This window comes from Paraburkholderia sp. SIMBA_027, from assembly GCF_046535315.1.
In the GTDB taxonomy this organism is placed as follows: Bacteria; Pseudomonadota; Gammaproteobacteria; order Burkholderiales; family Burkholderiaceae; genus Paraburkholderia; species Paraburkholderia tropica.
The window spans coordinates 227,895-254,704 of record NZ_JAWRWY010000010.1; the positions used below are offsets into that span (position 1 = coordinate 227,895).

Below are 26,810 nucleotides of genomic sequence, written 5' to 3' on the forward strand. Positions count from 1 at the left end.
AACGGCCCCTGGCCATCGGTAGCCATCGGTCGATCGGGCGGAAGACGCGAACCCCAAGGAGACATCCCGCATGTCCGCAGTGCAGTCCCAAGACAACCTGGCGAGCGAGGCATCCGTGCGCGATCTGCGCCGGGTCCCCATTCATCCCGACTTCTGGTACCCCCTCGCGTGGTCCAAAGAGGTCAAGCGCGGCAAGGCGCACGGCGTGCATTTCGCCGGCGAGCCCATCGTTCTCGCGCGCACCGAATCGGGGCGCGTGTTCGCGCTCGAAGACCGCTGCGCCCATCGACAGGTGCCCTTGCACGCGGGCGTGGTCGAAGGCGAGGGCATTCGCTGCGGCTATCACGGCTGGACCTACGACTGCAGCGGCCAGTGCGTCGACATTCCGTACCTCGGCCGCGAGCGCCTGCCCAACGGCGTGCGCGCGTATCCGTGCCGCGAGGCGCACGGCATGATCTTCGTGTTTCCCGGCGACGCCACGCTGGCCGAGCAGACGCCGTTTCCCGAAATGCCCTCGGTCACCGACAAGGCGTACAAGACGCGCCGTTTCGGGCGTCCCGTCAAGTGCCATTACTCGTTCATGCACGAAAACCTGATGGACATGAACCATCAGTTTCTGCATCGCCGCCAGATGGGGCAGATGCGCGCGCGTTCGCTCGGCCGCCGCCGCGGCGAGAACTGGATCGAAGTCGATTACACCTTCATGCGCGAGGCGGGCAAGCAGCCCGCGGGCGAGGCGCTGGTGTTCGGGTCGAGCAAACGCAGCGAAGACCAGAGCGACAGCAGCGTCATGACGATCCGCACCGGTTATCCGTATCAGACCTTGCAGATCCGTTCGAGCGAAGACTCGCTGGTGATGGACCTGTGGATCGTCTACGTGCCGCTCGACGCGCAGCAGCGCACCAACCGCACCTTCGGCATGCTGTCGATCCGCAAGCCGAAGGTGTCGTTGCTGCTCGACGCCGCGTGGCCGCTGCTGGTGTGGTTCACGGAGCGCATCTTCAAGGAAGACCGCGCGATCGTCGAACTGGAGCAGGCCGCGCACGACAATCAGGGCGCCGACTGGAATCACGAGGTGTTTCCGGTCATCAACGAGTTGCGCGACGTGCTGCGCAATTGCGGCGCACGCACGGTCATTCCGATTCGCGCGGTGGAAGATCTCGCCTGAGCGGGCGGCGCTCCGCGTAACGCGCTTCGTGCCGTGAACGAGGTCCAGCGGGTAAGATATTCCGCTGGACCTTTTTTTGCGCGCCGCGCCTTTCACGCCGATGAACGCCACGCCACTCGCCGTGCCCGACAACAGCCCCGAAGGCGTCTACACGCGCGGCGCGAAGGCCGCGCGCGAATGGTGGCGCGTCTCGCTGTCCGAGCGCGCGAACATGTTTCGCATCGAGCATGGTCATGGCGAGGACGGTGCGGGTCAGGTGGATATCGACACCGTCGTCGACCTCGACAATCTCGAAGCGAAACTGCTGAAGTGGCGGCGCGAAGGTTTCGTTTCCGCCGCCGATCACGAAGACGAGGCGCGCGCCGCACAAGTGGGCAGCGCGTTCGCGGCGGATCTGCAACGCGCCGCACAGGCGGCCCGCGAGGCGCGCGAAGCCGCGCGCTCGCTGAGTTCGGCGCAACGTACCGTGCGCATCGGCAACGTGGATATGCCGGTTTCGACCGATTCGAGCGATGCGAATGCCGCGCTCGTGCCGCGCATCAACGACGCGTATCTCTTCACGCCGCGCGCGGACGACATCGCGCTCGATATCGTCGAAAACCGCCGCGTGATGCTGATCGGTCATACGGGTTCGGGCAAGACCAGTTTCGTCGAGCAGGTGGCGGCGCGCACGGGCCACGGCGTGCTGCGCGTGAACATGAACGGCCAGACTACCGTCGGCGACTTCGTCGGTTTCTGGACCGTGAAAGGCGGCGAAACCCTGTGGGTCGACGGCGTGCTGCCCGTGGCGATGCGCGCGGGCTACTGGCTCATCATCGACGAACTCGATTTCGCCGAGCCGTCGATTCTCGCCGTGCTCACGGCCGTGCTCGAACCGGGCGGCAAGCTGCTCCTCAAGGAGCGCGGCAACGAGATCGTCACGCCGCATCCGTCGTTCCGGCTGTTCGGCACGGCGAACGCGGCAGGCGCGATGAGTGCGTACCGGCATCTCTATCAAGGCGCGAATCTGCTCAACGAAGCCTTTCTCGACCGCTGGCGCGTGTATCTGTTCGATTATCTTTCGAACGATGAGGAAGCCAAAGTATTACTGCGGACCTTGCCCGCGCTCACGCCCGCGCTGGCGCACACGCTCGCGGCCATTGCCGCCGACTGCCGCGCCGCCTTCGCGCGCGAGGATCTGGCGAGCGCGTTTTCCACGCGGCGTCTGCTCGACTGGGCCGAACTGATGCTGCGAACCGGCGACGCCGAGCGCGCCGCCGCGCCCGCGATCTACTCGAAGGTGAGCGCCGAAGACGCCGCGTTGATCCGCAGCATCATCCTCCATCACGCGATCTTCGATGCCGCGCCCGACGGGCAACCCGCAGCCTGAACGCGGCGCGCCATGCAGACCGCCCAGATCGACGAACTCGAAGCGCGCCTCGGCAAGCTCGCGCGCGTGCTGACGGGCGAGCCGCGCGTGACGGTGTCGATGGGGGCGGGCGGCCCGCGCGTGGAGCGCGAGCGTTTCGTGTTGCCGACGCATCAGTCGACGAATGATCCCGCTGCGGGAGCCACGCACGACGAAGACCTGCTGCTCGGCTATCTCGATCTGCTGGCGGCGCGCTGGCGTCATAGCGCGATCCGGCGGCTCGACATCGCCGAAGCGGGCGTGACGGGCCGCATCGCGCAAGCGGTCGAGGACCGCCGCGTGCTCGCGCGCCTGCTCGCCGATTATCCGGGCGCGCGCCGTTACGTCGAGCGCTGGCGCGCGCAGTCCGCGAAGGAAGCGGCGCAGCGCTGGCAGACGCTCGCGTGGCGAGAACGGCTCGTGTGGGCGATCGAGCGTACGCTCTGGAACGAACCGCCGACGCTAAGCGGTCCCGACGCCGATACGCTCGCCGCCGCGCTGCGCGTGCTCGAAGGCGCGGGCGGCGCGTTCGAGACGGCGCGCGCGAGCGCTTCGACCGCGCAAAGCGTGCAGGCCGCGCGCGCCATCGTGGCGGGCGTGCGCTCGCTCGCCTCGGGCGGCGCGAACAATATGATGCAGACGGCCGGTCCCGATCAGACCGTCGACGAAACGGCGCTCGCGCGCGAACTCGACGGCTTCGGCGAGCACGACGATCTCGCGTTCGCGTTCGCGCTCGATCTCGACGGCGCCGATCCCGCGCGGCAAGCCGATACGCAGACGCCCGGCCAGACCGGCGAGGCGCGCAACGAGGCCGTGTCCGCGCCCGGCGCGGCGCTGTCCGAAGCGGATGCCGCCGCCTCGCCGCGCGCCATCGACGCGGCATCGGCGCCCGGCAAACCGTCGCGCTCGATCCCGCTCACCACGGCGTTCGACGTGATCACCGACCTCACCGGCAGCGGCGACGCCACCGCCTGGCGCAAGCTGCGCGCGCTGGCCCGCGCGGAAACCGGTGCGCTGAAAACGCATCTCGAACGCACGCTCAAAGCCGACGAACTCACGCACTGGAAGCGCGAGCAGGAGCGCGGCGAGATCGACCGCGCGGCGCTGGCGCGGCTCGCCGTCTCGCGCGGCTATCGCACGCCGTTTCGCGTGAGCACGCGCGCGAGCGGGCGCGACGCGGCCGTGACGCTGCTGCTCGATCTCAGCGGATCGATGGCGGGGCGCAAGATCGAACTCGCGCGCCTATGCGCGGCGGCGCTCGCCGACGCGCTCGCGCAACTCGATTTCGAGGCCGAAGTGCTGGGCTACAGCTCGATCGACTCGCCGGCGATGCGCGCGCACTACGAGCGCGAACGCGCGGCGCACGCCGATCTGCGCGGCTATAACCGCTTTGTGGAACGGCTCGATCTGCGCGTGTTCAAGCGCTTCGATGCGCGCGACCTGAGCGGGCTCGCGCGCATCGAATGCGGCCACGAGAATCCCGATGGCGAGGCGCTCAGTTGGGCCGCCACGCGGCTCATGGCGCGCAAGGCGCGGCGGCGTCTGCTGTTCGTGCTCTCGGACGGCTCGCCTTCCACGAGCGACGGCGATCCCGCCGTGCTGCACCGCGATCTGCATGCGCGCGTGGTGGAGGTGCGCGGGCAGGGCATCGAACTCGTCGGCATCGGCATTCAGGACGACGCGGTGGAAGCGTTTTATCCGCATTCGGTGGTGGTGCGCAAACTGCACGAATTACCCGCCGTGGCCTTCGCCACCCTGAGCCGCATGCTCGCGCGGCGCACGCGAGAAGCCTGACGACCCCGAACCCTGTGCCACCGCTGTTGCGTGCGCGCCGCGCTTTTCTTGCGATGCGGCAAAGCGTGTTTTAACCTTGTGCGTCTCGCCGGTCGTCTGCGGCTGCTTTCGGGCGGTTCGTGATTCGACTGAACAAACCCCTTGAAACAAGGCTTCGGACATGCCCGCTCCCCATCCGAGGACCCGCGAAGATTACGACCGCCTCTATTACCGGCTCGAACTCGAGCCCGGCGCGAGCGCGGCCGACATCAAGCACAACTATCGCCAGCTCGCGCAGATTTTCCATCCCGACAAGTGGCGCCATCCCACGGCGGCCTCGCTGCATTGGGCCGACGAGCAGTTCAAGAAGATCAAGGAAGCGCGCGAAGTGCTCGAAGGCTACTGGCTCGCGCATCACGAGGCACCCGCGAGCCGCACGGCGCTCGGCGAGTCGCAACTCGCGGAGGCGCGCGGCCAGATGCGCGACCTGCAATTGCGGCGCGAACGTCTGCGTGGCGAAATCGACGCGATGCAAAGCGAGCAGGCACGCGGCGTCGCTGAACTCACGCGCATGCAGGCCGAGCGCGAACGGCTCGCGAGCGAGCTGATTCAGTTGCGTGACGAAGTGTCGAGAGCGCGGATGCGCGAGGCCGCGCGGCGCGATATGGAGCGCATGCAGGAACGCACGCAGCAACGCACGCGCGAGCAAGCCGCCGAGGCGCAGGCGCAGCGCGAGCGCGATGAGGCGGCGTTTGCCGCGCAGGCGGCGTCGGAGGCGGCGTCGCACGCCACGCGCGACGCCGCGATGGCCGCCGGTCCGTGGCCGCCCGCGAAGCATGCGGTGCGCGACGCGTGCTTTGGGCGTCTCGACGATCCGTCGCGCGGCTGGCTGATCACGCTGAGCGGCATCGTCGTGGCGATGATCGTGCTGTTCGTCGTGGCGCACCGGATCGTGTTCAGCGTGTTCGACGCGACGGGCGGCTGGCGCTGGCTAGGCGACACGTTGCAAGCCGTGTTGATTGCGGCGGGCGTGGTTTTCGCGGGCGGTTTTGCTTGGGCGCAGCGTCACTTCTATCGTGCGGATCGCGCTGGACGCGCGCACGCCGTCGCGCTGCCCGCGCCCGAAACGTGGCGGCGCGTGAACGCGGCGCTGCGCGGCACGGGCCGTTATGGCGCGACCTGGCAGATCGAATCGTGCACGCTATCGCCGGGCGATTCCGGTTTCGATCTGCGCGCGGTCCTCACTTATTCGACGAAAGCAGTCGCCGATTCACAGGCGCATCAGACGCTGCGCGTTCACTGCCGCGCGCAGCAAACCGATGCGCAAGAGACGCGTCTCGCATGGGGTTTCACCGTCGAGGCGCCGACGTGGTGGCTCGTGCCGGCCGCGAAGATCGTGCGCGATCTGCGTCGGCGCGTGGAAGCGGAGCTTGCGGCGCGCGTTTGATTTGCCCGGTTGATTCAATCTTCCTCGACCGCGCCGCGCCGCGCGTCGATCTGCTTCATGTTGTCGAGCAGCTTGAGCAGATAGTGCAGCGTGTGCGTCATGTCGTCGACGGAAAAATTCCCCAGCACTTCCTCGTAATACGCCTGAATCTTGGGCGTGGCCTCGTTCAGCCAGAGCTTGCGGCCCGATTCGCTCATGCGCACCCGGCGCGAGCGGCGGTCCTGCGCGTCGGGCGTCGCGCTCAGATGCCCGTCGCGCTCCATGCGGCTCAGCAGCCCTGAGAGATTCTGGCGGCTTACCAGCAGATAACGCGCGAGTTCCCCCACGCTCATGCCGTCGCGTGCTTCTTCGCGCGAGAGTGCGCCCAGCACCGCCCATTGCTGCGTGGTCAGCCCTTCCTCTTCCACCGCTCGCGTGCCCGTTTTATGCAACATATTGGCGGATTGATAAAGACGAAAGAACAGCCGGTTCGCCAGTTCGAAGCGCGTCGCGTCCTCCGATTGAACGGTATTTTCCGGGGTATTTTTTGTTGATGACAAAGGGTTTCTCCTGATGATGCCGCGCTTGCCGATGTCGGATGGTCTGCCTAGTATACGTCAATATATTGACGTAATTGGCGCGAGCTACAAGAAGGCGCCAACGTCGACGGACTCCATGGTAACAACCTCGCCACGCAAGGAGGCGCGATGAAACGGTTCGAAGGCAAAACGGTCGTGGTCACGGGCGGCGGAGGCGGCATCGGCGGCGCGGCGTGCCGGCGTTTCGCGGCGGAGGGCGCGCGGGTGGCGGTGCTCGATCTATCGCTCGATGCCGCGCAGCAGGTGACCGCGCAGATCGTCGCGCAAGGCGGCACGGCGCTGGCGCTGCACGGCGACATCACGGTGCGCGCCGACGTGAACGACGCGATCGCGCAGATCGAGGCGAAACTCGGACCGGTCGATGTGCTCGTCAACAACGCGGGCTGGGACGTTTTCAAACCGTTCACGAAGACGACGCCGGTGGAATGGGAGCGGCTCATCGCCATCAATCTCGTCGGTGCGCTGCATCTGCACCATGCGGTGCTGCCCGGCATGGTCGAGCGCAAGCGCGGCAGCATCGTCAATATTGCTTCCGATGCGGCGCGCGTCGGTTCCTCGGGCGAAGCGGTGTACGCGGCGTGCAAGGGCGGACTCGTGGCGTTTTCGAAGACGATCGCGCGCGAACATGCACGCCACGGCATCACGGTGAACGTGGTCTGTCCGGGGCCGACCGATACCGCGCTGTTCGCCGACTACAAGGAAGGCGCGGGCAATCCGGAGAAACTGCTCGAAGCCTTTCAACGTGCGATTCCGCTCGGACGCATCGGCCAGCCCGACGATCTGCCGGGCGCCATCGCCTTTTTCGCCAGCGACGACGCGCGCTATATCACGGGCCAGGTGCTGAGCGTATCCGGCGGCCTGACCATGGCCGGCTGACACGCGAACGTGCACGCACACGGCACGCCATCACCTCACCAGGACTCGACGATGCAATACGACGACATTCTCTACGAAGTGCGCAACGGCGCGGCATGGATCACGATCAACCGGCCCGAGAAGATGAACGCGTTTCGCGGCCGCACTTGCGACGAGCTGATTCACGCGATCAATCGGGCAGGTTATACGCGCGAGATTGGTGCGATCGTGCTTGCAGGCGCGGGCGAGAAAGCGTTCTGCACGGGCGGCGATCAATCGGCGCACGCTGGGCAATACGATGGGCGCGGCACGATCGGCTTGCCGATCGAGGAACTGCACAACGCGATTCGCGACGTGCCGAAGCCCGTGATCGCGCGCGTGCAAGGCTATGCGATTGGCGGAGGCAACGTGCTCTGCACGATCTGCGATTTCACGATTGCCTCGGAAAAAGCAGTGTTTGGGCAAGTGGGGCCGAAAGTTGGTTCGGTCGATCCGGGCTTTGGTACGGCGTATCTGGCGCGCGCGGTCGGCGAGAAAAAGGCGCGCGAGATCTGGTATCTGTGTCGCCGTTATCCGGCGGCCGAAGCGCTCGCGATGGGACTCGTCAACGCGGTCGTGCCGCACGATCGGCTCGACGACGAAGTGCAAAAGTGGTGCGATGAAATCATGGAGAAGAGCCCGACGGCGATTGCCATCGCCAAGCGCTCGTTCAATATGGATACCGCGCATCAGGCGGGTATTGCGGGCATGGGCATGATGGCGCTGAAGCTCTATTACGACACCGAGGAGTCGCGCGAAGGCGTGAAGGCGTTCCAGGAAAAACGTCCTCCCGATTTTCGCAAGTACGCGAAGTAAAGACGTTTAAAATTAATCTGGATTCCGTAATGATGTCGTGATTCAGGAGCGCGCATGAACCCCTATATCGACGAAGATCTCGCGGCGCTCGCCGAGCACGCGCAGCGTTTCGCGCAAGGGCGCGTTGCGCCCGGCTTTCTGGAGCGCGACCAGACGCGCGTGCTCGATCGCGATCTGATGCGGGAGATGGGCGAGATGGGTTTTATCGCGCCCGAACTGCCTGAGGCGTTCGGCGGGCAGGGATTGGGCTGTCTCGCGGCGGGCGTGATTCACGAAGCGATCGCGGCCGCCGACCTGAGTCTTTCGTACATCAACCTGCTCGCGTCGCTGAACGGGCAGATTCTCGCGCAGCACGCGCGTCCCGAACTCGCGCGGCCGTGGCTCGAACGGCTCACGCAGGGCCGCGCGCTGCTCGCCATCGCACTGACCGAACCGCGCGGCGGTTCCGACGCGGCGAATCTGCGTCTGAAGATGGAGCGCGTGGGCGACCACTACGTGCTCAACGGCGAAAAGACCTCGATTTCCGCCGCCGATCAGGCCGACGCCGCCGTGGTGTTCGCCCGCAGCGGCCGCGTGGAAGACGGCGCGCGCGGCGTGTCCGCGCTGCTCGTGCCGATGGATCTGCCCGGCATCACGCGCAATCGTTTCGATTGCCACGGTCAGCGTGCGATCGGGCGCGGTTCGATTTTCTTCGACAACGTGCGCGTGCCCGTCGATCATCGGCTGGGCGACGAGGGCAAGGGCTTCGTGCAGGTGATGCAGGGCTTCGATTTTTCGCGCGCGTTGATTGGCTTGCAGGTACTCGCCGTCGCGCGTGCGAGCCTCGACGAGACGTGGACTTACGTGGCGCAGCGCGAGGCGTTCGGCAAGCCGCTTGCGGCGTTTCAGGGCGTCTCGCATCCGCTGGCCGAATACGCGACGCAGGTGGATGCGGCGCGCCTGCTGTGTCTGCAAACGCTCTGGCTCAAGGATCGCGGGCTGCCGCACACGGCCGAAGCCGCCATGTGCAAATGGTGGGCGCCGAAGCTGGCCTATGACGTCGTGCATCAGTGCCTGCTGTCGTTCGGCCACGGCGGCTACGATCGCGGACCGATGGAGCAGCGTCTGCGCGACATCCTCGGTTTCCAGATCGGCGACGGCACCGCGCAGATCATGAAGACGATCATCGCGCGTGCGAACGCGGGGCGCGAGGCCGTGCCCGCGTAGCGCGCGAGGTCATCAGAAGATCTGGCGGAACACCCAGTACAGCGCGGCGGCCAGCGCGATGGAAGCCGGCAGCGTGAGCACCCACGCCAGCGCGAGATTGCGAATGGTGCTCCATTGCAGTCCTGAGCCGTTCGCGGCCATGGTGCCAGCCACGCCCGAAGCCAGCACGTGCGTGGTGGAAACGGGCAGGCCGTAGACGTCCGCCATGCCGATGGTGAGCATGGCCACCGCTTCGGCGGACGCGCCCTGGCCATAGGTCAAGTGCTGCTTGCCGATCTTCTCGCCGACGGTCACGACAATGCGCTTCCAGCCGACCATCGTGCCGAGACCGAGCGCGATCGCCACCGCCACTTTCACCCACGTCGGGATGAATTTCGTCGCGTGGTCCATCTGCTTGCGGAAGTCGTCGAGCACGGCGGCGTCGGCGGGCGCGAACGTGGGCGCGTGGGCCTTTTCCATCAGGCGGATTGCTTCGGAGGCCACGTACATGTTGTTGCGCACGTTGTCGACGATCACTTCCGGCACCTTCGCGAGCGAACCCGAAAGGCTCACCTGGTCGCCGATGGTGTCGGTCAGCGCGCGCAGCGCGGGCAGCGTTTGCGGTTGCAACTGGCGCGTGCGCACATACTTTTCGACCTCGGCGCGCGGATCGGCGGGCGCGGCCACGAGCGCGGCGGCAGGGTCGGGCGGCGCATAGTGCGTGAGCGTAAGCGAGGCGGCGCGCGCCGACGCCACGAAGGCCTCGGTCTGCTCCGGCGTTACCGCCTTGTTGAGCGCGTAGGCGGTCGGCACCACGCCGATCAGAATCAGCATGATGAGGCCCATGCCTTTCTGGCCGTCGTTCGAACCGTGCGCGAACGACACGCCTGTGCAGGTGCAGATCAGCAGCACGCGAATCCAGAACGGCGGCGGCTTGGCCGCTTCGGGTTCGCGATAGAGGCGCGGCGCGCGCACGGCGAACTTGAGCGCGAGCAGCACCAGCGCCGAGAGCACGAAGCCCACCACCGGCGAGAACAGTAGCGCCTTGCCCACGCCCGCCGCCTGGGCCCAGTCCACGCCGCTCGTGCCGGACGGCCCGCTGATCCACTGGTTCATGATGCCCACGCCGATGATCGAGCCCACCAGCGTGTGCGAACTCGACGAAGGCAGGCCGAAATACCAGGTGCCGAGATTCCACACGATCGCCGCGATGAGGAGCGCGAACACCATCGCGAAGCCTGCGCTGCTGCCCACCTGGAGAATCAGTTCGACGGGCAGCAGTTGCAGGATGCCGAACGCGACCGCGCCGCTCGACACCAGCACGCCCAGAAAATTCCACGCGCCCGACCACGCGACGGCGACATGCGGTTCGAGCGAGTTCGTGTAGATCACGGTAGCGACCGCGTTGGCCGTATCGTGAAAGCCGTTCACGAATTCGAAGCCGAGCGCGATGAGCAGCGCGAGGCCGAGCAGCACGAAGGGCAGCGCGGAACTCTCGCGCACCGCGTGCAGGTCGAGAAACAGATGATCGAGAACGTAGAGGGTGCCGATGGCGATGATCGCGAAGAACAGGACGATCGCGAAGTGGCGGCGGCGCGGTTGCGCGCGCAAGGGGCGAGTTGCGGGAGGTAAGGGAAGGTCCGGCATGACGGTGCGCTTGAGCGAACTGGGGCAAATGAGTTCAGACTGGTTTGCCTCGCGCGCGCCGCGCCGTGAATCATCGCGCATGACAACGCGGTTTGCGAACGTCGTCAGCGCAATCGGGAGCAATCGGGAGCCGCTCGATCGAGACGGACAAGTGTCGCATATCGACCGGAATCGCCGCGTCAGCCTGGCCGCGCGCCGATATGTCCCTGCGGCGCGACGCCCGTGGGGCGTGGCGCCGCGCGGATTCGCGTCGTATTGACGCGCCGCCTCAGAACAGGAACGCGATGCCCGCCATGCCGACGAACTGCGAGTGCGTGCTCGACGGCGTGCTGTTCTGCGAATCGCCCACGGCCGGCGTCGCGTCGACGATGTCGCCCGCGCCGTTCGCGCCCAGCGTCTGGCCGCTCGCGTGCTGATAACCCTGCAACGCGTAGAGCGAGGTGCGCTTCGAGAGGTGGTAGGTTTCCTTGAGCGACACCTGCTGATAGCGCGCGGCGCTGCTGATGCCGTTCGCCTTCGAGGCCATCGTGTACGCGTAGCCGCCGCCCACGTCGAACGCCGGCGTGAAGCGGTAGACGGCCAGCGCGGCCCACGTGTTGAAGACGGCCGTATCCGCGAAGATCGACTTGCCGCCCGGCAGATATTCGACGTTCGAATACGAGGCGCCGAGCGTGAGATTGCCGATCGCGTAGTTGCCCGCCACGGCAATATGCTGCACCGCGCGCGCCGACACATAGCCCGTATTCAGCGAGGACTTGCCGAAGCTCGCCGTCGACGAGGTGTCGAAGCCGCTCGTCAGCGCGGCGTTGTCCATGCGCAGGTAAGCGGCCGCGAGCGAGATCGGGCCGTTCAGGTAGCGCAGCGCGGCGCTCCACGTCTGCCCCTTGCCGGTGCTGCCCGCAATGCCGCCGAATGCGTACATCGCGCTTGCCTGCAGGCCGTTCCACGAGGGCGTGGTGTAGATCGCCGAGTTGTTGATGCGCACGGTGGTGTCGAGGCCGTCGATATCGCCCGGGTGCGCGCCCGTTGCGCCGGTCAGCCAGTTGCTGCCCGTGAGCGGACCGACGAACTGGTAGTAGGGCGTGTACTGGCGGCCCATCGTGAAGGTGCCCGCGCTGCGGTTTTGCAGACCCACATACGCCTGGCGGTTGAAGATCAGGCCGCTCGACTGCATCGCGCCGGTGTTCGGATCGAAACCGTTTTGCAGATCGAAGATCGCGAAGGTGCCGCCGCCGAGATCTTCCTTGCCCTGGAAGCCGAACTTCGAGGCGTAGACGTTACCCTGGCGCAGATAGACGTTCGACTTGCCGTTCTGGTTGTTCACGTAGGTGATGGCGTCGTCGATGGCGCCGTACAGTGTGACGCTGCTCTGCGCGAAGGCGGGACTGGCGATCAGGGCAGCGCCGGCTGCGAGGAACAGGCCGGGACCGAAGGCGGATTTCTTCATCGTTGTGCGTCTCCAGGAAAAGTAGGAATACTTATTGTTATGTGCTTTTTCGAGCACTTATAAGTTCTGTGCGAGAAGTGGGCGCGGCAGGTGCCGCGCCGGTGTTGCGTACTGTGCTTGTGCTTCGTTGTTTCGTCGATTACTTCTGCGACTGCGCACGTTGACGCGCCTGTGAGGCGAGACGCACGGCCGCGTTCGGCGCGCCATAGCCGTCGTAGCCGCCGCGCCGTTCCACGAGTTCGAGGAAGAAGCGCTGGTCGAGCGTCTCCGTGTAGGCGTGCAGGAATTCGCCGCCGCGTTCGTCGCGATCGTAGAGCAGATTGTGTTGACGCAATGCGTCGAGGAAATCGCCGCGCAGCGCGAAGCGCGCGTCGAGATCGTCGTAATAGTTCGCGGGCACGCGCAGCAGCGGCACGCCCGCCGCTTCGAATTCCGTCACCGCGCGGAAGATGTCGGCGGTCGTGAAAGCCACGTGACTCAGGCCGCTGCCGTGATACGCGCGCACGGTTTCGGCAGCCGCCGTGTGCTGATCGACCGACGCGTTGAGCACCATGCGCAGGCCGCGATCGGCGCTGAACAGGGCGCGGCTGCGCACGAGACCATACGGATCGGGCAGCATCACGGGCGCGCTGGCCTGCAAACCGAACACCGATTTGAGGAACAGCACCCACGCGTCGAACGAACCGGCGGGCAGCGAAAGACTCACGTGATCGATGCCGCTGATCGGGCCGACTTCGGTCGGACCGTCCACATCGGTGAGCACGAAGTCGGCTTCGAACAGCGTCGGCTGACCCGGTTCTTCGTTAACGAAATAGTTAAGACTGCCGTCCGGACCCTGCACGGCGGGCACCACGCGCTCGTTCGGCCCGACGCGGCCCGAGAACGGCTGATAGCCGAAACCGGCGGCGCGTTCGAGCGCCAGTTGCGCGTTGTCCACGCGCAGCGCGGAGGCGCACAGCGAGAGACCGTGGCGCTGGAAAAAGGCGTCGGCGAACGAATCGCGCTCGGCGTTCAGCACGATGGCCGCCGAGCCGTGCTGATAAAGCGTGACGTTCTTCGAGCGATGCTGGCCCGCGCGGCGGAAATGCAGCTTGCCGAGCCAGTCGGCGACTTGCGCGCGCGCCGTATCGTTCACGGCGAATTCGAGGAATTGCCACTCCGTGTGCGTGGGCGCAGCAGGCGGATGATAGAGCGGCGCGGCATGCGCGGTGTCGTGTTCGGCTTCCAGCGTGTCGCGCGTGAGCGCTTCGAGCAGCAGCAGCGAACGATGGCCGTCGGCGGCCGTGGCCGCGGGCGGCGCGCCGCGAAAACCGTCGTTGAAGATCTCGAGCGAAAGCGGACCGGTGTAGCCGCTTTTCACCACTTGCGCCGTGAAATCGGCGAGCGCGAAGTCGCCCTGACCCGGGAAGCAGCGGTAATGGCGGCTCCATTCGAGCACGTCCATCTGCATTTTGGGCGCGTCCGCGATCTGCACGAAGCCGATGCGGCCGCCGGGAATCTGCGCGATGGCGTCGGGCGTATCGTCGAGCGAAAGCGTGTGGAAACTGTCGAGCGCGAGCGTGAGATTCGGATGATTCACCGTATTCACGAGCTGCCACGCATGGCGGTAGGTCCGCACGTGACGGCCCCATGCGAGCGCTTCATAACAGGTCACCACGCCCGCTTCGCCGGCCGCCTTCGCCAGCGCGCCGAGCTGTTCGGCGACGAGCGCGTCGTCGGTGATCGTGTCGGGCGAGACGTTGCTGCAGACCAGCATGCGGTCCGTACCCAGTTCGTGCATTACGTCGAACTTGCGCTTGACGCGCTCGACGTTGCGCGCGAGGCGCTCGGCGCTCACGCCCTCGAAGTCGCGGAACGGCTGGTACAGCACGATATCGAGGCCCAGATCGGCGGCCATGCGGCGCACGTCGGCGGGCGAGCCTTCGAAATAGAGCAGGTCGTTTTCGAAGATTTCCACCGCCGTGAAGCCCGCGGCACTGATGGCGGCGAGCTTCTCCGCGAGCGTGCCGCTAATCGAAACAGTCGCGATCGAGCGGCGCAGGGGCGCGGGAGCGGAGGCGTGGGGCAGCTTGGACATGGCGTAAATGCAGCAATAACTGTAACCGGTATGAGCCGTACGACCCGGGCCGGCGGTGCGGATACAGATGCCCGCCGGAGTGTCGCAAGAATAACCAAACTAACCAGTTAGTACAAATTCGCGGAAACCCCAGGGTGACCCCGGGGCGCGCGCGCGGCACACTGGCGGCCATGCGTGGGATGCCATGCGGCCAATCAATCTCAAGAATGTTATTAGGCGCCGTCTTGTGTTGAGAATCAACCGCAGCGAATTTCGACCGAAGATTCCGCGCTTGCCAAACCGTTGTTGTGCGCTGTTGTGGAGTGTGTGATGCAATTGCCGTCGGTACTGGTCCTGAACGGGCCGAATCTGAATCTGCTGGGAACGCGGGAACCCGCGATATACGGGGCGGAAACCCTCGACGACGTGGCGCGGATGTGCCATGACGCGGCGGCCCGCCTTCATCTCGAAGTCGATTTTCGGCAGTCGAACGCCGAGCATCAACTGATCGACTGGCTGCACGAGGCGCGCACGCGCGTCGACGGCATCGTCATCAATCCGGCCGCTTATACGCATACGTCGGTGGCGATCGCCGATGCGCTGTCCGCCATCGCCAAGCCCGTGATCGAGGTCCATATTTCCAACGTTCACAAACGCGAAGCCTTCCGGCACCACTCGTTCGTTTCGCCGATCGCCGAAGCGATCATCGTCGGTTGCGGCACGCAGGGCTACGTGCTCGCGCTCGAACGCATGCAGACCTTGTTGACCACGAAATTCGCGAAGCAGGTGACGCAATGAGCCAGCACGACAGCAACAAACCGCGCTCGTTCCTTTGCGGCCTGATCGGCAAGGGCATCGGCGGCTCGCTCACGCCCGCGATGCACGAGAAAGAAGGGCGCGAACTCGGTTTCAACTACGTCTACCGTCGCATCGATCTTGACGCGCTCGAACTCACGCCCGCCGCGCTGCCCGAGCTGCTGCTCGCGGCCGAGCGCATGGGCTTCGACGGCCTGAACATCACCTATCCCTGCAAGCAGGCGGTGATCGAGCTGCTCGACGAACTCTCGGACGACGCCCGCGCGCTGGGCGCCGTCAACACGGTGCTGCTGCGCGACGGCAAGCGCATCGGCCACAACACCGACTGGTCGGGCTTCGCGAGCGCCTTCAAGCGCGGCCTGCCCGACGTGTCGCTCGAATCGGTGGTGCAACTGGGCGCGGGCGGCGCGGGCGCGGCGGTCGCGCACGCGGCGCTGCAAATGGGCGCCGGCGCGCTCACGCTGTTCGACGTCGATGCCACGCGCGCCGACTCGCTCGCCGCCGAACTGCAGGCGCGCTTCCCGCAGGCGCGCGTGAGCGCGGGCGGTTCGCTCGAAGCGACGCTCGCGGCGGCCACCGGCCTGATCCACTGCACGCCGACCGGCATGGCCAAGCTGCCGGGGCTGCCGCTGCCCGCCGAGTATCTGCACGCGGGCCTGTGGGTGGCCGACATCGTCTATTTCCCGATCCGCACGGCGCTGCTCGAAGCCGCCGAGGCACGCGGCTGCCGCACGCTCAGCGGCGGCGGCATGGCGGTCTATCAGGCCGTGGACGCTTTCCGCCTCTTCACCGGCGTCGAGCCGGACGCGGAGCGCATGTACGCGCATTTGCAGTCGATGCTGGCACCGGGCGCAGCCCAGGGCGCCGGCCAATAACAAGCCGGGCCAATCCGGCCATTAACAGGAATGGAGACAGACATGGCACCTCCCGTATCCACGGGCCGCGACGCGCCGACGCTTTCCTCGACGTCCGCCGCAGGCGCAGTACGGCGCTCGAAAGCGCGCTATCGCATCCTCGGCCTGCTCGCCGTCGGCACCATGATCAACTACCTGGACCGCACCGTGCTGGGTATCGCGGCGCCGCAACTGACCAAGGAACTGGGCATCAATGCGGCGCTGATGGGCCTCGTGTTCTCGGCGTTCTCGTGGAGCTACGTGGTCGCGCAGATTCCGGGCGGCGTGTTTCTCGACCGCTTCGGCAGCAAGCTCACGTACTTTCTCGCGATGACCTTGTGGTCGACCTGCACGCTGATCCAGGGTTTCGTCGGCAGCGTGGGCGCGCTGTTCGCCTGCCGGCTCGGGCTGGGTGCGGCCGAATCGCCGTGCTTTCCGACCAATAGCCGCGTGGTGGCGACCTGGTTCCCGCAGCACGAACGCGCGTTCGCGACCGGCACCTACACCGTGGGCGAGTACATCGGCCTCGCGTTCTTCAGCCCGTTTCTGTTCGCGCTGATGGGCGCCTACGGCTGGCGCTCGCTGTTCTACGTGGTGGGTGCGGCGGGCATCGGCTTCGGCTTCATCTGGTGGTTCCTGTATCGCGAGCCGCACGAGCACCCGGCGGCCAACCGCGCCGAACTCGATTACATCGAGGCGGGCGGCGGCCTGGCGAAGCACGAACGCAAGGCCGCGAAGGAAGAGGCCGCCGCCGAACAGGCGGGCGGCAAGAGCGCGAAGAAGGGCTTCGACTGGCGTCTCGCGGGCCAACTGGTGCGCCGCCGTCAGCTCGCGGGCATCTGCCTCGGCCAGTTCGCGGGCAACTCCACGCTCGTGTTCTTCCTGACGTGGTTCCCGACCTATCTCGCCACCGAGCGCCACATGGGCTGGCTCAAGATCGGCTTCTTCGCGATCATGCCGTTCATCGCCGCCTCGATCGGCGTGATGTTCGGCGGCACGTTCTCCGACTGGATGCTGCGCCGCGGCTACTCGGCCAACGTGGCGCGCAAGCTGCCGATCATCGCCGGGCTGCTGCTGGCCTCGACGATCATTCTGGCGAACTTCGTCGAAAGCAACGTGACGGTGATCGTGATCCTCTCGATCGCGTTCTTCGCGCAGGGCATGGCGGCGCTGGGCTGGACGCTGGTCTCCGACATCGCGCCGGCCGGCATGCTGGGCCTGACGGGCGGCATCTTCAACCTGGCGGCCAATCTCGCGGGCATCATCACGCCGCTGGTGGTCGGGCTGATCGTGGGCGTGACGGGCTCGTTCGTCTGGGCGCTGGTGTTTATCGGCGTGATCGCGCTGATCGGGGCGGCGTCGTATATCTTCATCGTCGGCGATATCAAGCGGATCGAGCTGGTGTGATCGGTCTGGTGCGCGGCTTCGTCGAGGCGTCAATGAAACCTCGATGAAGCCGCGCCGAAAGCGCGCTGCAACGCGGCGGCAAGATCGGCGAAATACCGCTGCAAGGCCGCTGCAATCCGCGCGCCGCGCGCCTGCTCCAGACGGCCTGCGGAACACCGGCCGGCTTGGCCCGGCCTCGCGGGACGCGGCGCCCGCCATGCTAGAATCGGCCGCATCCCTCCCTCCCTGCGGTCCACAACAACGATATGGCAAGACCGGCGGCTTCGGCCGAACGCAACGACGCTCAATCCGAAAGCCGGCGCAAGTACGATCCGGAGCAAACCAAGCGCAACATTCTGGAAGTGGCGACCGCCGAGTTTTCGGCGATGGGGCTGTCGGGCGCGCGCGTGGACGCGATCGCCGAGCGCACGAACACCACGAAGCGCATGCTGTATTACTACTTCGGCAGCAAGGAAGGGCTGTACGAAGCGGTGCTCGACAAGGTCTACGGCGACATCCGTGCGCTCGAACAGGACCTGCATATCGACGAACTCGATCCCGAGGAAGGCCTCAAGCGCCTTGTCGAATTCACCTTCGACTACCACGACCGCCATCGCGACTTCGTGCGCCTCGTGACGATCGAAAACATCCACGGCGCGAAGTACATCGAGCGGCTCAAGACGTTCCGCACGCGTAACGCCAGCGTGATCCGCACGATCGAGGATCTGCTCGCGCGCGGCGTCGCGGCCGGCGTGTTCCGCACCGATATCGACCCGATCGACCTGCACTTGCTGATCAGCTCGATGTGCTTTCATCGCGTGGGCAACCGCCACACGTTCGGCGCCGCGTTCGGCCGCGATCCGTCGCATCCGCGCCTGCGCGCGCGTCATCGCGAAATGGTCGTGGACGCGGTCGCGCGCTTCGTGCGCAAGACGGATTAAGCAAGCGTTTCAAGCCCGTCGCGGCGCACACCCGAAGGCGATGTCAGCCCGGACGAGCCGAGCGAGCGTGCCCGCCGCAGCTTTGCTGCTATATCGAAAAACGCGCTCAGCGTTGCCGCGCCGCCTCGTCAGGTAGTGTCCTCATCGCATAAAAGTGCTCAAACGCATTACACTACGCCCCGGAAGCCCGTGTGACGGGCCTTCGCCGGGGCGTCTGTGCGCTCGCGCACCTTGCGCGGACGGCAAACGCCGCCTCCCGCCGCCAACCGGAAAAGCCCAAGCGTAATGAGCACAGCCATGCCCCGTTCCGGCTCAGCCGGCCTGCCGCGCCAGACCCACGGTCGCTACACACTCGGGACGCGCATCGTCGTGAGTTTCGGCTTGCTGTTCGTGCTGATGCTCGCCACGGCCGCCCTCTCGTGGGACCGCCTGCGCGCCATCGACGACGAAGCCCTCAGCCTGTCGCACGATTCCGTGCCGGGCCTGTTCTACTCCACCTCGATGCGTGCCGCCGCCAATCAGACCTACGCGCTGGTCGAGCGCGCCGTCTTCGTGGAAACCGATCCGGCCGCCGTGGCGCGCGTCCTCGCGCAACTGCCGGTTGCCGTCAACCAGGCCCAGCAGGACGCGGCGCACTACGAGGCCTCGATGTACGACGCCGACGACCGCGCGCGCTTCCAGCGCTTTCGCGATGCGTACGGCCGCTATCTGCCGCAATTGATGGCCATCGCGCGCCAACTGCCCGCGCAGCGCGCCGCCGCGCAAGGCGCCTTCGTGCAGCTCGACGCGAGCTGGCGCGAAGTGATCGACGCGGCCAACGTGGTCGTCGACGAAAACCGCCGGCGCGCCGACGAGTCCGCGCGCGCGATCCGCAGTTCGGTGACCGGCACGGAAATCACGCTCGCCACGGCGCTCGGCGTCGTGCTGCTGGCCTCGCTCGCGACCGGCTATCTGCTCTATCGCGCGATTACGCGGCCGATGGGGCGGCTCGTCGAAGTCCACGATGCGATGCGCATGGGCAATCTTTCGCAGCGTCTGGAGCTGGGGCGCAAGGACGAATTCGGCGTGCTCGAAGACGGTTTCAACCGCATGAGCGACGAACTCGCGAGCCTCGTGGCACAGGCGCAGAAGTCGTCGCTGCAGGTGACGACCTCGGTGGCCGAAGTGGCCGCGACCTCGAAGGAGCAGCAGGCGACCGCGAGCGAGACGGCGGCCACCACGACCGAGATCGGCGCGACCTCGCGCGAGATTTTCGCCACGGCGCGCGACCTCGTGCGCACGATGGGCGAGGTGGCGACCGTGGCCGAGCAGTCGGCTTCGCTCGCCACCACGAGCCAGAGCGGCCTCACGCACATGGAAGACACCATGCGCAGCGTGATGGAAGCGGCGGGCTCGGTGAACGCCAAGCTCGCGATCCTCAACGAGAAGGCCGTCAGCATCAACCAGGTGGTGGCGACCATCACCAAGGTCGCGGATCAGACCAATCTGCTGTCGCTGAACGCGGCGATCGAAGCCGAGAAGGCCGGCGAATACGGCCGCGGCTTCGCCGTGGTGGCGACCGAGATCCGGCGACTGGCCGACCAGACCGCGGTGGCGACCTACGACATCGAGCAGACCGTCAAGGAGATCCAGTCGGCGGTCTCGGCGGGCGTGATGGGCATGGACAAGTTCGCGGAGGAAGTGCGCCGCGGCATGCACGACGTGCAACTGGTGGGCGGGCAGCTTTCGCAGATCATCGGCGCGGTGCAGACGCTCGCGCCGCGCTTCCAGGTGGTCAACGACGGCATGCAGGCGCAGGCGACCAGCGCCGAGCAGATTACCCAGGCGCTGATCCAGCTTTCCGAGGCGGCGCAGCAGACGGCGGAGTCGCTGCGCCAGTCGTCGCAGGCCATCGACAATCTGACGCTCGTGGCCAACGAACTGCGCACGGGCGTGTCGCGCTTCAGGATCGAGGCGTGACGCGGATGACGACGCCCATGATGACGCGCCGCTGAACGGAGCCGCGATGCTCTTTCTGGTCTTCGAGCTGGATGGCGAACGCTACGCGCTCGACGCGCGCGAAATCGTGCGCGTGTTGCCGTTGCAGCCGGTGCGCGCGTTTGCGGGCACGCCGCCGTATATCGCGGGCGTGATCGATCACGACGGCGCGCCGGTGCCGGTCGTCGATCTGGCGAGGCTCGCGCTCGGGCGGCCGTCGCGCGCGCTGATGTCGACGCGGCTCGTGCTGGTGAACGACGGGGCGTCGGGCGTCGATACATCGGGCGGCGCTTCAGCCGACATCGATACGCCGCCGCGCTGCCTCGCGCTGCTGCTCGAAAGCGCGACGCGCACGCAGACCCTCGCCGCCGACGCCTTCGCCGAAGGCGGCATCGCCACGCCCGAGGCGCGCTGGCTCGGACCCGTGGCCAGCGACGCGCACGGTTTCGTGCAATGGGTGAAGGTCGATCAGTTGCTCGACGCGCGCGTACGCGCGCTGCTGTTCCCCGATCCGCCTTCGTGGCGGCGCGCGGCCACTGACGGGCGTGCGCCATGAAGACCTTCGATCCGCGCTTTTCCGCCTGGCTGCTCGAAGAAACCGGCATCGAAGCCGAATCGCTCGGCGCGCACGCGCTGGCGCGCGCGGTGGCGTCGCGCGCGGCGGCGATGATCGCGGCGATGCTGGCGGCCAGCGAGGGTGGCGAGGGTGGCAACGCATCGGCGCACGGCCATGCTTCGCACCACGGCGGCCATCGCAGCGTGCATCACCATGGGCATCACAACGCCCATCACGATTCCCATCGCGCCTCGCATCACGGTCATGCTCACGCCGCGCCCGTGCAGCCGCCGGTTCCGGCGCAATGGGAAGGCGGCCTCGCGCTGCCCGACAAGGTCCGCGACGCCTACTGGACCTACCTGACGACCGCGCCCGCCGAACGCCAGGCGCTCATCGACGCGCTGGTCGTGCCCGAAACCTGGTTCTTCCGCGAGCGCGAAGCCTTCATGGCGCTCGCGCGCATCGGCGCCGAGCATCTGACGAAGCATCCGGGCGAAGTGCTGCGCGTGCTCAGCGTGCCGTGTTCGACGGGCGAGGAACCGTATTCGGCGGCGATGGCGCTGCTCGACGCTGGGCTCTCGCACGCGCAGTTCGGCATCGACGCACTCGACATCAGCGCCGCGTCGATCGAAGCCGCCGCGCGCGCCGTGTATGGCCGCAACGCGTTTCGCGGCGACGCGCTGTCGTTTCGCGAACGCTATTTTCACGCCGGGCCGGACGGCTGGCGGCTGGCCGATACGGTGCGCCGCGCCGTGCATTTCGAGCGCGCGAATCTGTTCGAGTGGCTCGCGGCGCATCCGGTGCGTTACGACTTCATCTTCTGCCGCAACGTGCTGATCTACTTCGACCGCGCCGCGCAGGACCGCGCGATCGGTCTGCTGCGCGGGCGTCTCGCCGACGGCGGCATGATCTTCGTCGGTCCCGCCGAGACCGGGCTGATGATGCGCCACGAATTCCAGTCGGCGTATATCCCGCTCGCATTCGGTTTTCGCGTGCCCGAGGCCGCGCGCGCCGATGGCGAGGCCGCCGGGCCGCAGGCGCTGGCGTCGTCGCTGGCGGTGGGCTGTCTGCCGGGCGCCAGCGTGACGGCGAACGCGCGCGCGCCGGTGGCGAGCGCGCCCGGCGCGGTGCCGCCTGCTGCGCTGCGTCCGCTGCATGCCGCGCCGCCCGCGCGCGCGGCCGGTTTCGTCGGCGTGGTGCCGGGGGCGGCGAGTGCGCCGGCGGCGGCGTTTTCCGCCCGCGCAGGCGCGCCGCTCAACGGCTTCTCGCCTGGCGTGACGCCCACGCAAAACACCGCGCCGCTCGCGCCGTTCACCGCGCTCTCGACGCGCACGCAGCCGAGCGCGCCGACGCCCGATGCGGCGCTGCGCGAAGCGCGGCGTCTCGCCGACGCGGGCGCGCTCGACGATGCGCAGCGCCTCGCGACCCAGGCCGCGCAGGCCGCGCCGCACGACGCGCCGACGTGGTATCTGCTCGGCCTGATCGCCGACGCGCAAGGTAACGGCGCGCTCGCCCAGGAACACTATCGCAAGGCGGTTTATCTGGAACCCGGTCATTACGAAGCGCTCACGCATCTCGCGGCGCTGCTCGAAGTGCAGGGCGACGCCGAGGGCGCGCGCCGCCTGATGCGCCGCGCCGAACGCGCCGCGCAGCGTGCGCCGGACCGAGGAGGCGCCGATGCGTGACGCGCATGCGATGGACGAACTGAGCGCGCCGCAGGACGTGCCGTTCGACGCCTGCTGGAAAAGCATCGGCGTGCTCGGCGACAACTCGTGTCCCAGGCTCGCCGAATACGTGCGCTGCCTCAACTGTCCCGTGTTCGAGCAGGCCGCCGCACGCATGCTCGATCGTCCCGCGCCGCGTGAGGTGCGCGATCTTCGTGATCCGCGAGACAATAATCGGCATGCCGAATTATCAGGATCGCGAAATAATCATGCGGTGCGCAGCAACGCGCGACAGACCGGTTCGCTGGTGTTTCGCGTCGGCGCGGAATGGCTCGCGCTGCCCGCGCAGGCGCTGCGCTACGTGGGCGAGTCGCGGCCTGTGCATTCGCTGCCGCACCGGCGCAGCGCGGCCGTGCTCGGCGTCGTGAACGTGCGCGGCGTGCTCACGCTCGCGGCGTCGCTGGCCGAGTTGCTGCATATCGATGCTGCCGCGACCGTTGCATCCGCCTCGGTGCGCGTAGCCACGCCGCGCCTGCTGGTGACGGAGTGGGGCGGCGAGACCACGGCGTTTCCCGTCGACGATGTGGACGGCGTCGCCTGGTTCGGCGACGACGAACTGCTGCCCGCGCCCGCCACGCTCGCGCAGGCGGCGGGCCGTCACGTGCGCGGCGTGTTCGTCTGGCGCGGCCGTTCGGTGGGCGTGCTCGAACCCGATGCGCTGTTCGGCGCGCTTGCGAGGAGTCTGCGATGAGCAGCCAGCACGGCGACCACGACGATAACGACAGCGCCGACGACCTGAGCCGGCGCTCGCTGCTCGACCTCTTTCACGAGGAAGCGCAGACGCAGACGCGCACGCTGTCCGCCGGTCTGCTCGCGCTCGAAGCGGCGCCCACGGAGGCGTCCACGCTCGAAGCCTGCATGCGCGCGACGCACTCGCTCAAGGGCGCGGCGCGCATCGTCGGGCTGCCCGAGGCGGTCGAGGTGGCGAGCGCGATGGAGGACTGTTTCGTCGCGGCCCAGCACGGCCTGCTGACGATCGGCGCGGCGCACATCGACGCGCTGCTGGTCGGCATCGACATGCTGCTCGCGGCCGGTGATCCGGCTGCGCCGCCGCTGGCGCGCGACGCGGTCGAGGCCTTCGTGACGCGGCTCGTGGGCGCGGCGCAGGTGCAGCAGGAGACGCGGGCCTCGGCGCAAGCGGAAACGCCCAACGACGCGGAAGCGCTGCTGGCCGCGAGCATCGCGGCGCTGCAATCGTCGCAGCCGTCACAATCGCCACAATCGCCACAAGCGGACGAACCGCCCGCAGCACCGCCAACGCCAGCACCGACGCCCACGCCCACGCCAACGCCGCCCGAAACCGCAACGCCCGGCACGCCGCACGAAAGCCACCGCATGCTGCGCGTGCGCGCGGGCACGCTCGACCGTTTGCTCGGGCTCGCGGGCGAGTCGCTGGTGGAGTCGCGCCGCATTCGTCCGTTCGCCGACGGCCTGCTGCGCGTGCGCCGCGCGCAGAGCGGCGTGCTGGCGGCGCTCGGCCAGTTCCACGAACGCCACGGCGACACGCTCGACGCCGACGCGCGCGCCTCGCTCGCCGACGTGCGTGCGGCGCTGGGCGCGCTCGAACGCCAACTCGCCGAACGTTTCGACGACCTCGACCGCATCGACCGGCGCGGCACCCAGCTCGCGCAGCGCCTCTACGACGAAGCCCTGCAATGCCGCATGCGCCCGTTCGGCGACGCGGCCCACGCCTGGCCGCGCATGGTGCGCGATCTGGCGCGTTCGCTCGGCAAGCGCGTACGTTTCGTCGTCGATGGCGAATCGACCCAGGTCGACCGCGACATCCTCGAAATGCTCGATGCGCCGCTCGGCCACCTGCTGCGCAACGCGCTCGATCACGGCATCGAAGATCCGGTCGCGCGGCTGAGCGCGGGCAAGCCCGAGGAAGCGCGCCTTACGCTCGAAGCGCGCCACAGCGCGGGCAAGCTGCTGATCGCCGTGGCCGACGACGGCGCGGGCGTCGATCTCGACGCGCTCAAACGCGCCATCGTCGCGCGCGGTCTCGCGCAGGCCGACGCCGTGGCCCTCATGTCCGAGCCGGAACTGCTCGACTTCCTGCTGCTGCCGGGCTTCACGATGCGCGAGCGCGTCACCGACGTGTCCGGGCGCGGCGTGGGTCTCGACGCCGTGCAGAATTTCGCCAAGGCCGTGCACGGCACGGTGCGCATCGAAAGCACGGCGGGGCGCGGCACGCGTTTCGTGCTGCAATTGCCGCTCACGCTTTCGGTCATGCGCAGCCTGATCGTCGATGTGGCGGGCGAGGCCTATGCGTTCCCGCTCGCACACGTGCGGCGCGCCTTGCGCGTGCCGCGCAGCGCGATCGAAATGCTCGAAGGCCAGCAGCACATCGCCTACGAAGGGCGGCCCGTGGGCCTCGTGACCGCGCGCCAGTTGCTTGGCGCCGAAGGCCGCGGCGTGCCCGCAGCGGACGCCGACGACGTAAGCGTGGTGCTGGTCGGCGACGACGCGGGCCACGAAGCCGCGCTCTACGGCGTGGCCGTCGACGCCTTCGCGGGCGAGCGCACGCTCGCCGTGCAACCGCTCGACGCGCGTCTGGGCAAGGTGCGCAACGTGGCGGCCGCGTCGCTGCTCGAAGACGGCACGGTGGCGCTGATCGTCGACGTCGAGGATATCGTCGCGTCGGTCGGTCGGCTGGTGCGCGAAGGACAGCTCGCGGGCGTCGCGCGCGGCGCGCAGACCACGGCGCGCGAACGCAAGCGCATTCTGGTCGTGGAAGATTCGTTGACCGTGCGCGAGCTGGAGCGCAAGCTGCTCGAAAAGCGCGGCTACGCCGTGACCGTGGCGGTGGACGGCATGGACGGCTGGAACACCTTGCGCACGGGCCAGTTCGATCTGGTGATCACCGACGTCGACATGCCGCGCATGGACGGCATCGAACTCGTCACGATGATCCGCAGCGATCCGCAGCAGCGCGCGGTGCCGGTGATGATCGTCTCGTACAAGGATCGCGAGGACGACCGCCGGCGCGGCCTGGACGCGGGCGCCGACTATTACCTGACCAAGGGCAGCTTCCACGACGAGGCGCTGCTCGACGCCGTGAACGATCTGATCGGAGAGGCGACCTGATGAATATCGGCATCGCGAACGACATGCCGCTGGCCGTGGAGGCGTTGCGTCACGCCATCGCCAGGCGGCCGGGGCATCGTGTGCTATGGGTGGCGCAGGACGGCGAACAGGCGGTGGACTTCTGCGCCGCGCAGCCGCCCGACGTGATCCTGATGGATCTCGTCATGCCCAGGCTCGACGGCGTGGAAGCCACGCGGCGCATCATGGCGCGCTCGCCGTGCCCGATCCTGATCGTCACGAGCAGCGTTGGCGCGAACGCCTGGCGCGTCTACGAGGCGATGGGCGCGGGCGCGCTCGACGCCGTCGACACGCCCACGCTCGCGGGCCCTGATGCGCGCCGCACGATGGATCTGCTGCTCGCGAAGATCGAACAGATCGGCCGCGTGAACGTGGTGAGCGACGTCGCGCGCACCCAGGGCGCCAGCGCGATCGCCACCGACGCGCGCACGCCGCTGGTGGCGATCGGCGCATCGGCGGGCGGCCCCACGGCGCTCGCCACCGTGCTGGGCGCGCTGCCGGCCAACTTCAACGCCGGGATCGTGATCGTGCAGCACGTCGATCAGTCGTTCGCGGCGGGCATGGCCGACTGGCTCGACGGCCAGGCCGCGCTGAAGGTGCGCGTCGCCAAGGAAGGCGACCGGCCCACGCCCGGCGAGGCGCTGCTCGCGGCCACCAACGACCATCTGTGCATGACGGCCGCCGGCAAGCTCGCTTACACCCGCGAGCCGGCGGACACGCCGTACCGGCCTTCCGTCGACACGTTCTTTCACAGCGTGGTCGAGCACTGGCGCGGCACGGCCATCGGCGTGCTGCTGACCGGCATGGGCCGCGACGGCGCGATCGGCCTGAAGGCCATGCGTGCGAAGGGCTATTACACGATCGCGCAGGACGCCGCGACGAGCGCCGTCTACGGCATGCCGAAGGCCGCCGCCGCGCTCGATGCCGCGCGCGCGATTCTGCCGCTGCCCGTGATTGCCGCCGAACTTTGCCAACGCGTCGGACTGCCCGGCGCGGGACGACCCGAGTAACGAG

21 protein-coding genes are annotated in these 26,810 nt (G+C 67.6%); 17 read left to right on the top strand and 4 right to left on the bottom strand.

Annotated features, from left to right (window positions below):
- The first annotated feature begins 70 nt into the window (after positions 1–70).
- The 4 genes from SB764_RS20350 to SB764_RS20365 all read left to right on the top strand — a co-directional run bounded on the left by SB764_RS20350 (position 71) and on the right by SB764_RS20365 (position 5,775).
- Entirely contained in the window at positions 71–1,168 is a 1,098-nt protein-coding gene (locus SB764_RS20350; RefSeq protein WP_065063488.1) for an aromatic ring-hydroxylating oxygenase subunit alpha, read from the top strand.
- A gap of 100 nt (positions 1,169–1,268) precedes the next feature.
- Positions 1,269–2,537 carry an AAA family ATPase gene (locus tag SB764_RS20355; RefSeq protein WP_410864573.1) on the top strand — a complete coding sequence of 423 codons (1,269 nt, stop codon included), beginning with the start codon at positions 1,269–1,271 and terminating at the stop codon, positions 2,535–2,537.
- Between the two features lie 12 nt (positions 2,538–2,549).
- Complete coding sequence (locus SB764_RS20360) at positions 2,550–4,349, top strand: cobaltochelatase CobT-related protein (RefSeq protein WP_410864575.1); 1,800 nt, start codon at positions 2,550–2,552, stop codon at positions 4,347–4,349.
- A 160-nt stretch (positions 4,350–4,509) separates the two neighbouring features.
- Positions 4,510–5,775: a J domain-containing protein gene (locus SB764_RS20365; RefSeq protein ID WP_410864577.1), complete on the top strand. Its 1,266-nt coding sequence runs from the start codon at positions 4,510–4,512 to the stop codon at positions 5,773–5,775.
- A 14-nt stretch (positions 5,776–5,789) separates the two neighbouring features.
- Here SB764_RS20365 and SB764_RS20370 read toward each other — a convergent pair whose 3' ends face one another.
- Positions 5,790–6,209: a MarR family transcriptional regulator gene (locus tag SB764_RS20370; protein ID WP_080180489.1), complete on the bottom strand. Its 420-nt coding sequence runs from the start codon at positions 6,207–6,209 to the stop codon at positions 5,790–5,792.
- Positions 6,210–6,461: 252 nt separating this feature from the next.
- Between SB764_RS20370 and badH the strand changes: the two genes are divergently transcribed.
- Genes badH through aliB form a run of 3 tightly spaced genes read left to right on the top strand, consistent with a single transcriptional unit; the run spans position 6,462 to position 9,269 of the window.
- Positions 6,462–7,229: a 2-hydroxycyclohexanecarboxyl-CoA dehydrogenase gene (badH, locus tag SB764_RS20375; RefSeq protein ID WP_065063498.1), complete on the top strand. Its 768-nt coding sequence runs from the start codon at positions 6,462–6,464 to the stop codon at positions 7,227–7,229.
- A 51-nt stretch (positions 7,230–7,280) separates the two neighbouring features.
- On the top strand, positions 7,281–8,063 hold the full coding sequence (badI, locus tag SB764_RS20380) for a 2-ketocyclohexanecarboxyl-CoA hydrolase (protein ID WP_110326087.1): 783 nt from the start codon (positions 7,281–7,283) through the stop codon (positions 8,061–8,063).
- A gap of 54 nt (positions 8,064–8,117) precedes the next feature.
- Complete coding sequence (aliB, locus tag SB764_RS20385; protein ID WP_410864580.1) at positions 8,118–9,269, top strand: cyclohexanecarboxyl-CoA dehydrogenase; 1,152 nt, start codon at positions 8,118–8,120, stop codon at positions 9,267–9,269.
- 12 nt (positions 9,270–9,281) lie between these two features.
- On the opposite strand, the gene SB764_RS20390 is transcribed toward aliB, so the two are convergent.
- The 3 genes from SB764_RS20390 to SB764_RS20400 all read right to left on the bottom strand — a co-directional run bounded on the left by SB764_RS20390 (position 9,282) and on the right by SB764_RS20400 (position 14,383).
- The gene (locus SB764_RS20390; protein WP_110326583.1) at positions 9,282–10,895 is read right to left on the bottom strand and encodes an inorganic phosphate transporter; all 1,614 of its coding nucleotides are present in this window, start codon (positions 10,893–10,895) and stop codon (positions 9,282–9,284) included.
- Between the two features lie 268 nt (positions 10,896–11,163).
- Positions 11,164–12,342, bottom strand: a complete 1,179-nt coding sequence (locus tag SB764_RS20395) for a porin (protein WP_065063504.1) — start codon at positions 12,340–12,342, stop codon at positions 11,164–11,166.
- Between the two features lie 139 nt (positions 12,343–12,481).
- Entirely contained in the window at positions 12,482–14,383 is a 1,902-nt protein-coding gene (locus SB764_RS20400) for a bifunctional sugar phosphate isomerase/epimerase/4-hydroxyphenylpyruvate dioxygenase family protein (protein WP_110326581.1), read from the bottom strand.
- Between the two features lie 345 nt (positions 14,384–14,728).
- On the opposite strand from SB764_RS20400, the gene aroQ reads away from it, so the two are divergent.
- The 10 genes from aroQ (at position 14,729) to SB764_RS20450 (ending at position 26,806) form a co-directional block, all read left to right on the top strand.
- Positions 14,729–15,196, top strand: coding sequence for a type II 3-dehydroquinate dehydratase (aroQ, locus tag SB764_RS20405; protein WP_065063506.1), 468 nt, complete (start codon positions 14,729–14,731; stop codon positions 15,194–15,196).
- Positions 15,193–16,089, top strand: a complete 897-nt coding sequence (locus SB764_RS20410) for a shikimate dehydrogenase (RefSeq protein WP_321868793.1) — start codon at positions 15,193–15,195, stop codon at positions 16,087–16,089. Before aroQ ends, SB764_RS20410 begins: the two co-directional genes overlap by 4 nt.
- 42 nt (positions 16,090–16,131) lie before the next feature.
- A complete protein-coding gene (locus tag SB764_RS20415; RefSeq protein ID WP_336753978.1) occupies positions 16,132–17,514 on the top strand; it encodes an MFS transporter in 1,383 nt (460 codons plus the stop codon).
- Positions 17,515–17,759: 245 nt separating this feature from the next.
- Positions 17,760–18,434, top strand: a complete 675-nt coding sequence (locus SB764_RS20420; protein WP_065063510.1) for a TetR/AcrR family transcriptional regulator — start codon at positions 17,760–17,762, stop codon at positions 18,432–18,434.
- Between the two features lie 285 nt (positions 18,435–18,719).
- On the top strand, positions 18,720–20,393 hold the full coding sequence (locus SB764_RS20425; protein ID WP_065063512.1) for a methyl-accepting chemotaxis protein: 1,674 nt from the start codon (positions 18,720–18,722) through the stop codon (positions 20,391–20,393).
- 46 nt (positions 20,394–20,439) lie between these two features.
- Entirely contained in the window at positions 20,440–20,967 is a 528-nt protein-coding gene (locus tag SB764_RS20430; protein WP_183715397.1) for a chemotaxis protein CheW, read from the top strand.
- Complete coding sequence (locus SB764_RS20435; RefSeq protein WP_410864584.1) at positions 20,964–22,652, top strand: CheR family methyltransferase; 1,689 nt, start codon at positions 20,964–20,966, stop codon at positions 22,650–22,652. Before SB764_RS20430 ends, SB764_RS20435 begins: the two co-directional genes overlap by 4 nt.
- Complete coding sequence (locus SB764_RS20440) at positions 22,645–23,382, top strand: chemotaxis protein CheW (protein ID WP_231957707.1); 738 nt, start codon at positions 22,645–22,647, stop codon at positions 23,380–23,382. Before SB764_RS20435 ends, SB764_RS20440 begins: the two co-directional genes overlap by 8 nt.
- Positions 23,379–25,778, top strand: a complete 2,400-nt coding sequence (locus SB764_RS20445) for a hybrid sensor histidine kinase/response regulator (protein ID WP_410864586.1) — start codon at positions 23,379–23,381, stop codon at positions 25,776–25,778. Before SB764_RS20440 ends, SB764_RS20445 begins: the two co-directional genes overlap by 4 nt.
- Positions 25,778–26,806, top strand: coding sequence for a chemotaxis response regulator protein-glutamate methylesterase (locus tag SB764_RS20450; RefSeq protein ID WP_183715393.1), 1,029 nt, complete (start codon positions 25,778–25,780; stop codon positions 26,804–26,806). The genes SB764_RS20445 and SB764_RS20450 overlap by 1 nt, the downstream gene beginning before the upstream one ends.
- The last annotated feature ends 4 nt before the right edge of the window (positions 26,807–26,810 follow it).

Bases quoted from the DNA above. Each gene is read 5' to 3' on its own strand.
- SB764_RS20350 (WP_065063488.1), top strand. From the start codon at position 71: ATGTCCGCAGTGCAGTCCCAAGACAACCTGGCGAGCGAGGCATCCGTG.
- SB764_RS20355 (WP_410864573.1), top strand. From the start codon at position 1,269: ATGAACGCCACGCCACTCGCCGTGCCCGACAACAGCCCCGAAGGCGTC.
- SB764_RS20360 (WP_410864575.1), top strand. From the start codon at position 2,550: ATGCAGACCGCCCAGATCGACGAACTCGAAGCGCGCCTCGGCAAGCTC.
- SB764_RS20365 (WP_410864577.1), top strand. From the start codon at position 4,510: ATGCCCGCTCCCCATCCGAGGACCCGCGAAGATTACGACCGCCTCTAT.
- SB764_RS20370 (WP_080180489.1), bottom strand. From the start codon at position 6,209: ATGTTGCATAAAACGGGCACGCGAGCGGTGGAAGAGGAAGGGCTGACC.
- badH (WP_065063498.1), top strand. From the start codon at position 6,462: ATGAAACGGTTCGAAGGCAAAACGGTCGTGGTCACGGGCGGCGGAGGC.
- badI (WP_110326087.1), top strand. From the start codon at position 7,281: ATGCAATACGACGACATTCTCTACGAAGTGCGCAACGGCGCGGCATGG.
- aliB (WP_410864580.1), top strand. From the start codon at position 8,118: ATGAACCCCTATATCGACGAAGATCTCGCGGCGCTCGCCGAGCACGCG.
- SB764_RS20390 (WP_110326583.1), bottom strand. From the start codon at position 10,895: ATGCCGGACCTTCCCTTACCTCCCGCAACTCGCCCCTTGCGCGCGCAA.
- SB764_RS20395 (WP_065063504.1), bottom strand. From the start codon at position 12,342: ATGAAGAAATCCGCCTTCGGTCCCGGCCTGTTCCTCGCAGCCGGCGCT.
- aroQ (WP_065063506.1), top strand. From the start codon at position 14,729: ATGCAATTGCCGTCGGTACTGGTCCTGAACGGGCCGAATCTGAATCTG.
- SB764_RS20410 (WP_321868793.1), top strand. From the start codon at position 15,193: ATGAGCCAGCACGACAGCAACAAACCGCGCTCGTTCCTTTGCGGCCTG.
- SB764_RS20415 (WP_336753978.1), top strand. From the start codon at position 16,132: ATGGCACCTCCCGTATCCACGGGCCGCGACGCGCCGACGCTTTCCTCG.
- SB764_RS20420 (WP_065063510.1), top strand. From the start codon at position 17,760: ATGGCAAGACCGGCGGCTTCGGCCGAACGCAACGACGCTCAATCCGAA.
- SB764_RS20425 (WP_065063512.1), top strand. From the start codon at position 18,720: ATGAGCACAGCCATGCCCCGTTCCGGCTCAGCCGGCCTGCCGCGCCAG.
- SB764_RS20430 (WP_183715397.1), top strand. From the start codon at position 20,440: ATGCTCTTTCTGGTCTTCGAGCTGGATGGCGAACGCTACGCGCTCGAC.
- SB764_RS20435 (WP_410864584.1), top strand. From the start codon at position 20,964: ATGAAGACCTTCGATCCGCGCTTTTCCGCCTGGCTGCTCGAAGAAACC.
- SB764_RS20440 (WP_231957707.1), top strand. From the start codon at position 22,645: ATGCGTGACGCGCATGCGATGGACGAACTGAGCGCGCCGCAGGACGTG.
- SB764_RS20445 (WP_410864586.1), top strand. From the start codon at position 23,379: ATGAGCAGCCAGCACGGCGACCACGACGATAACGACAGCGCCGACGAC.
- SB764_RS20450 (WP_183715393.1), top strand. From the start codon at position 25,778: ATGAATATCGGCATCGCGAACGACATGCCGCTGGCCGTGGAGGCGTTG.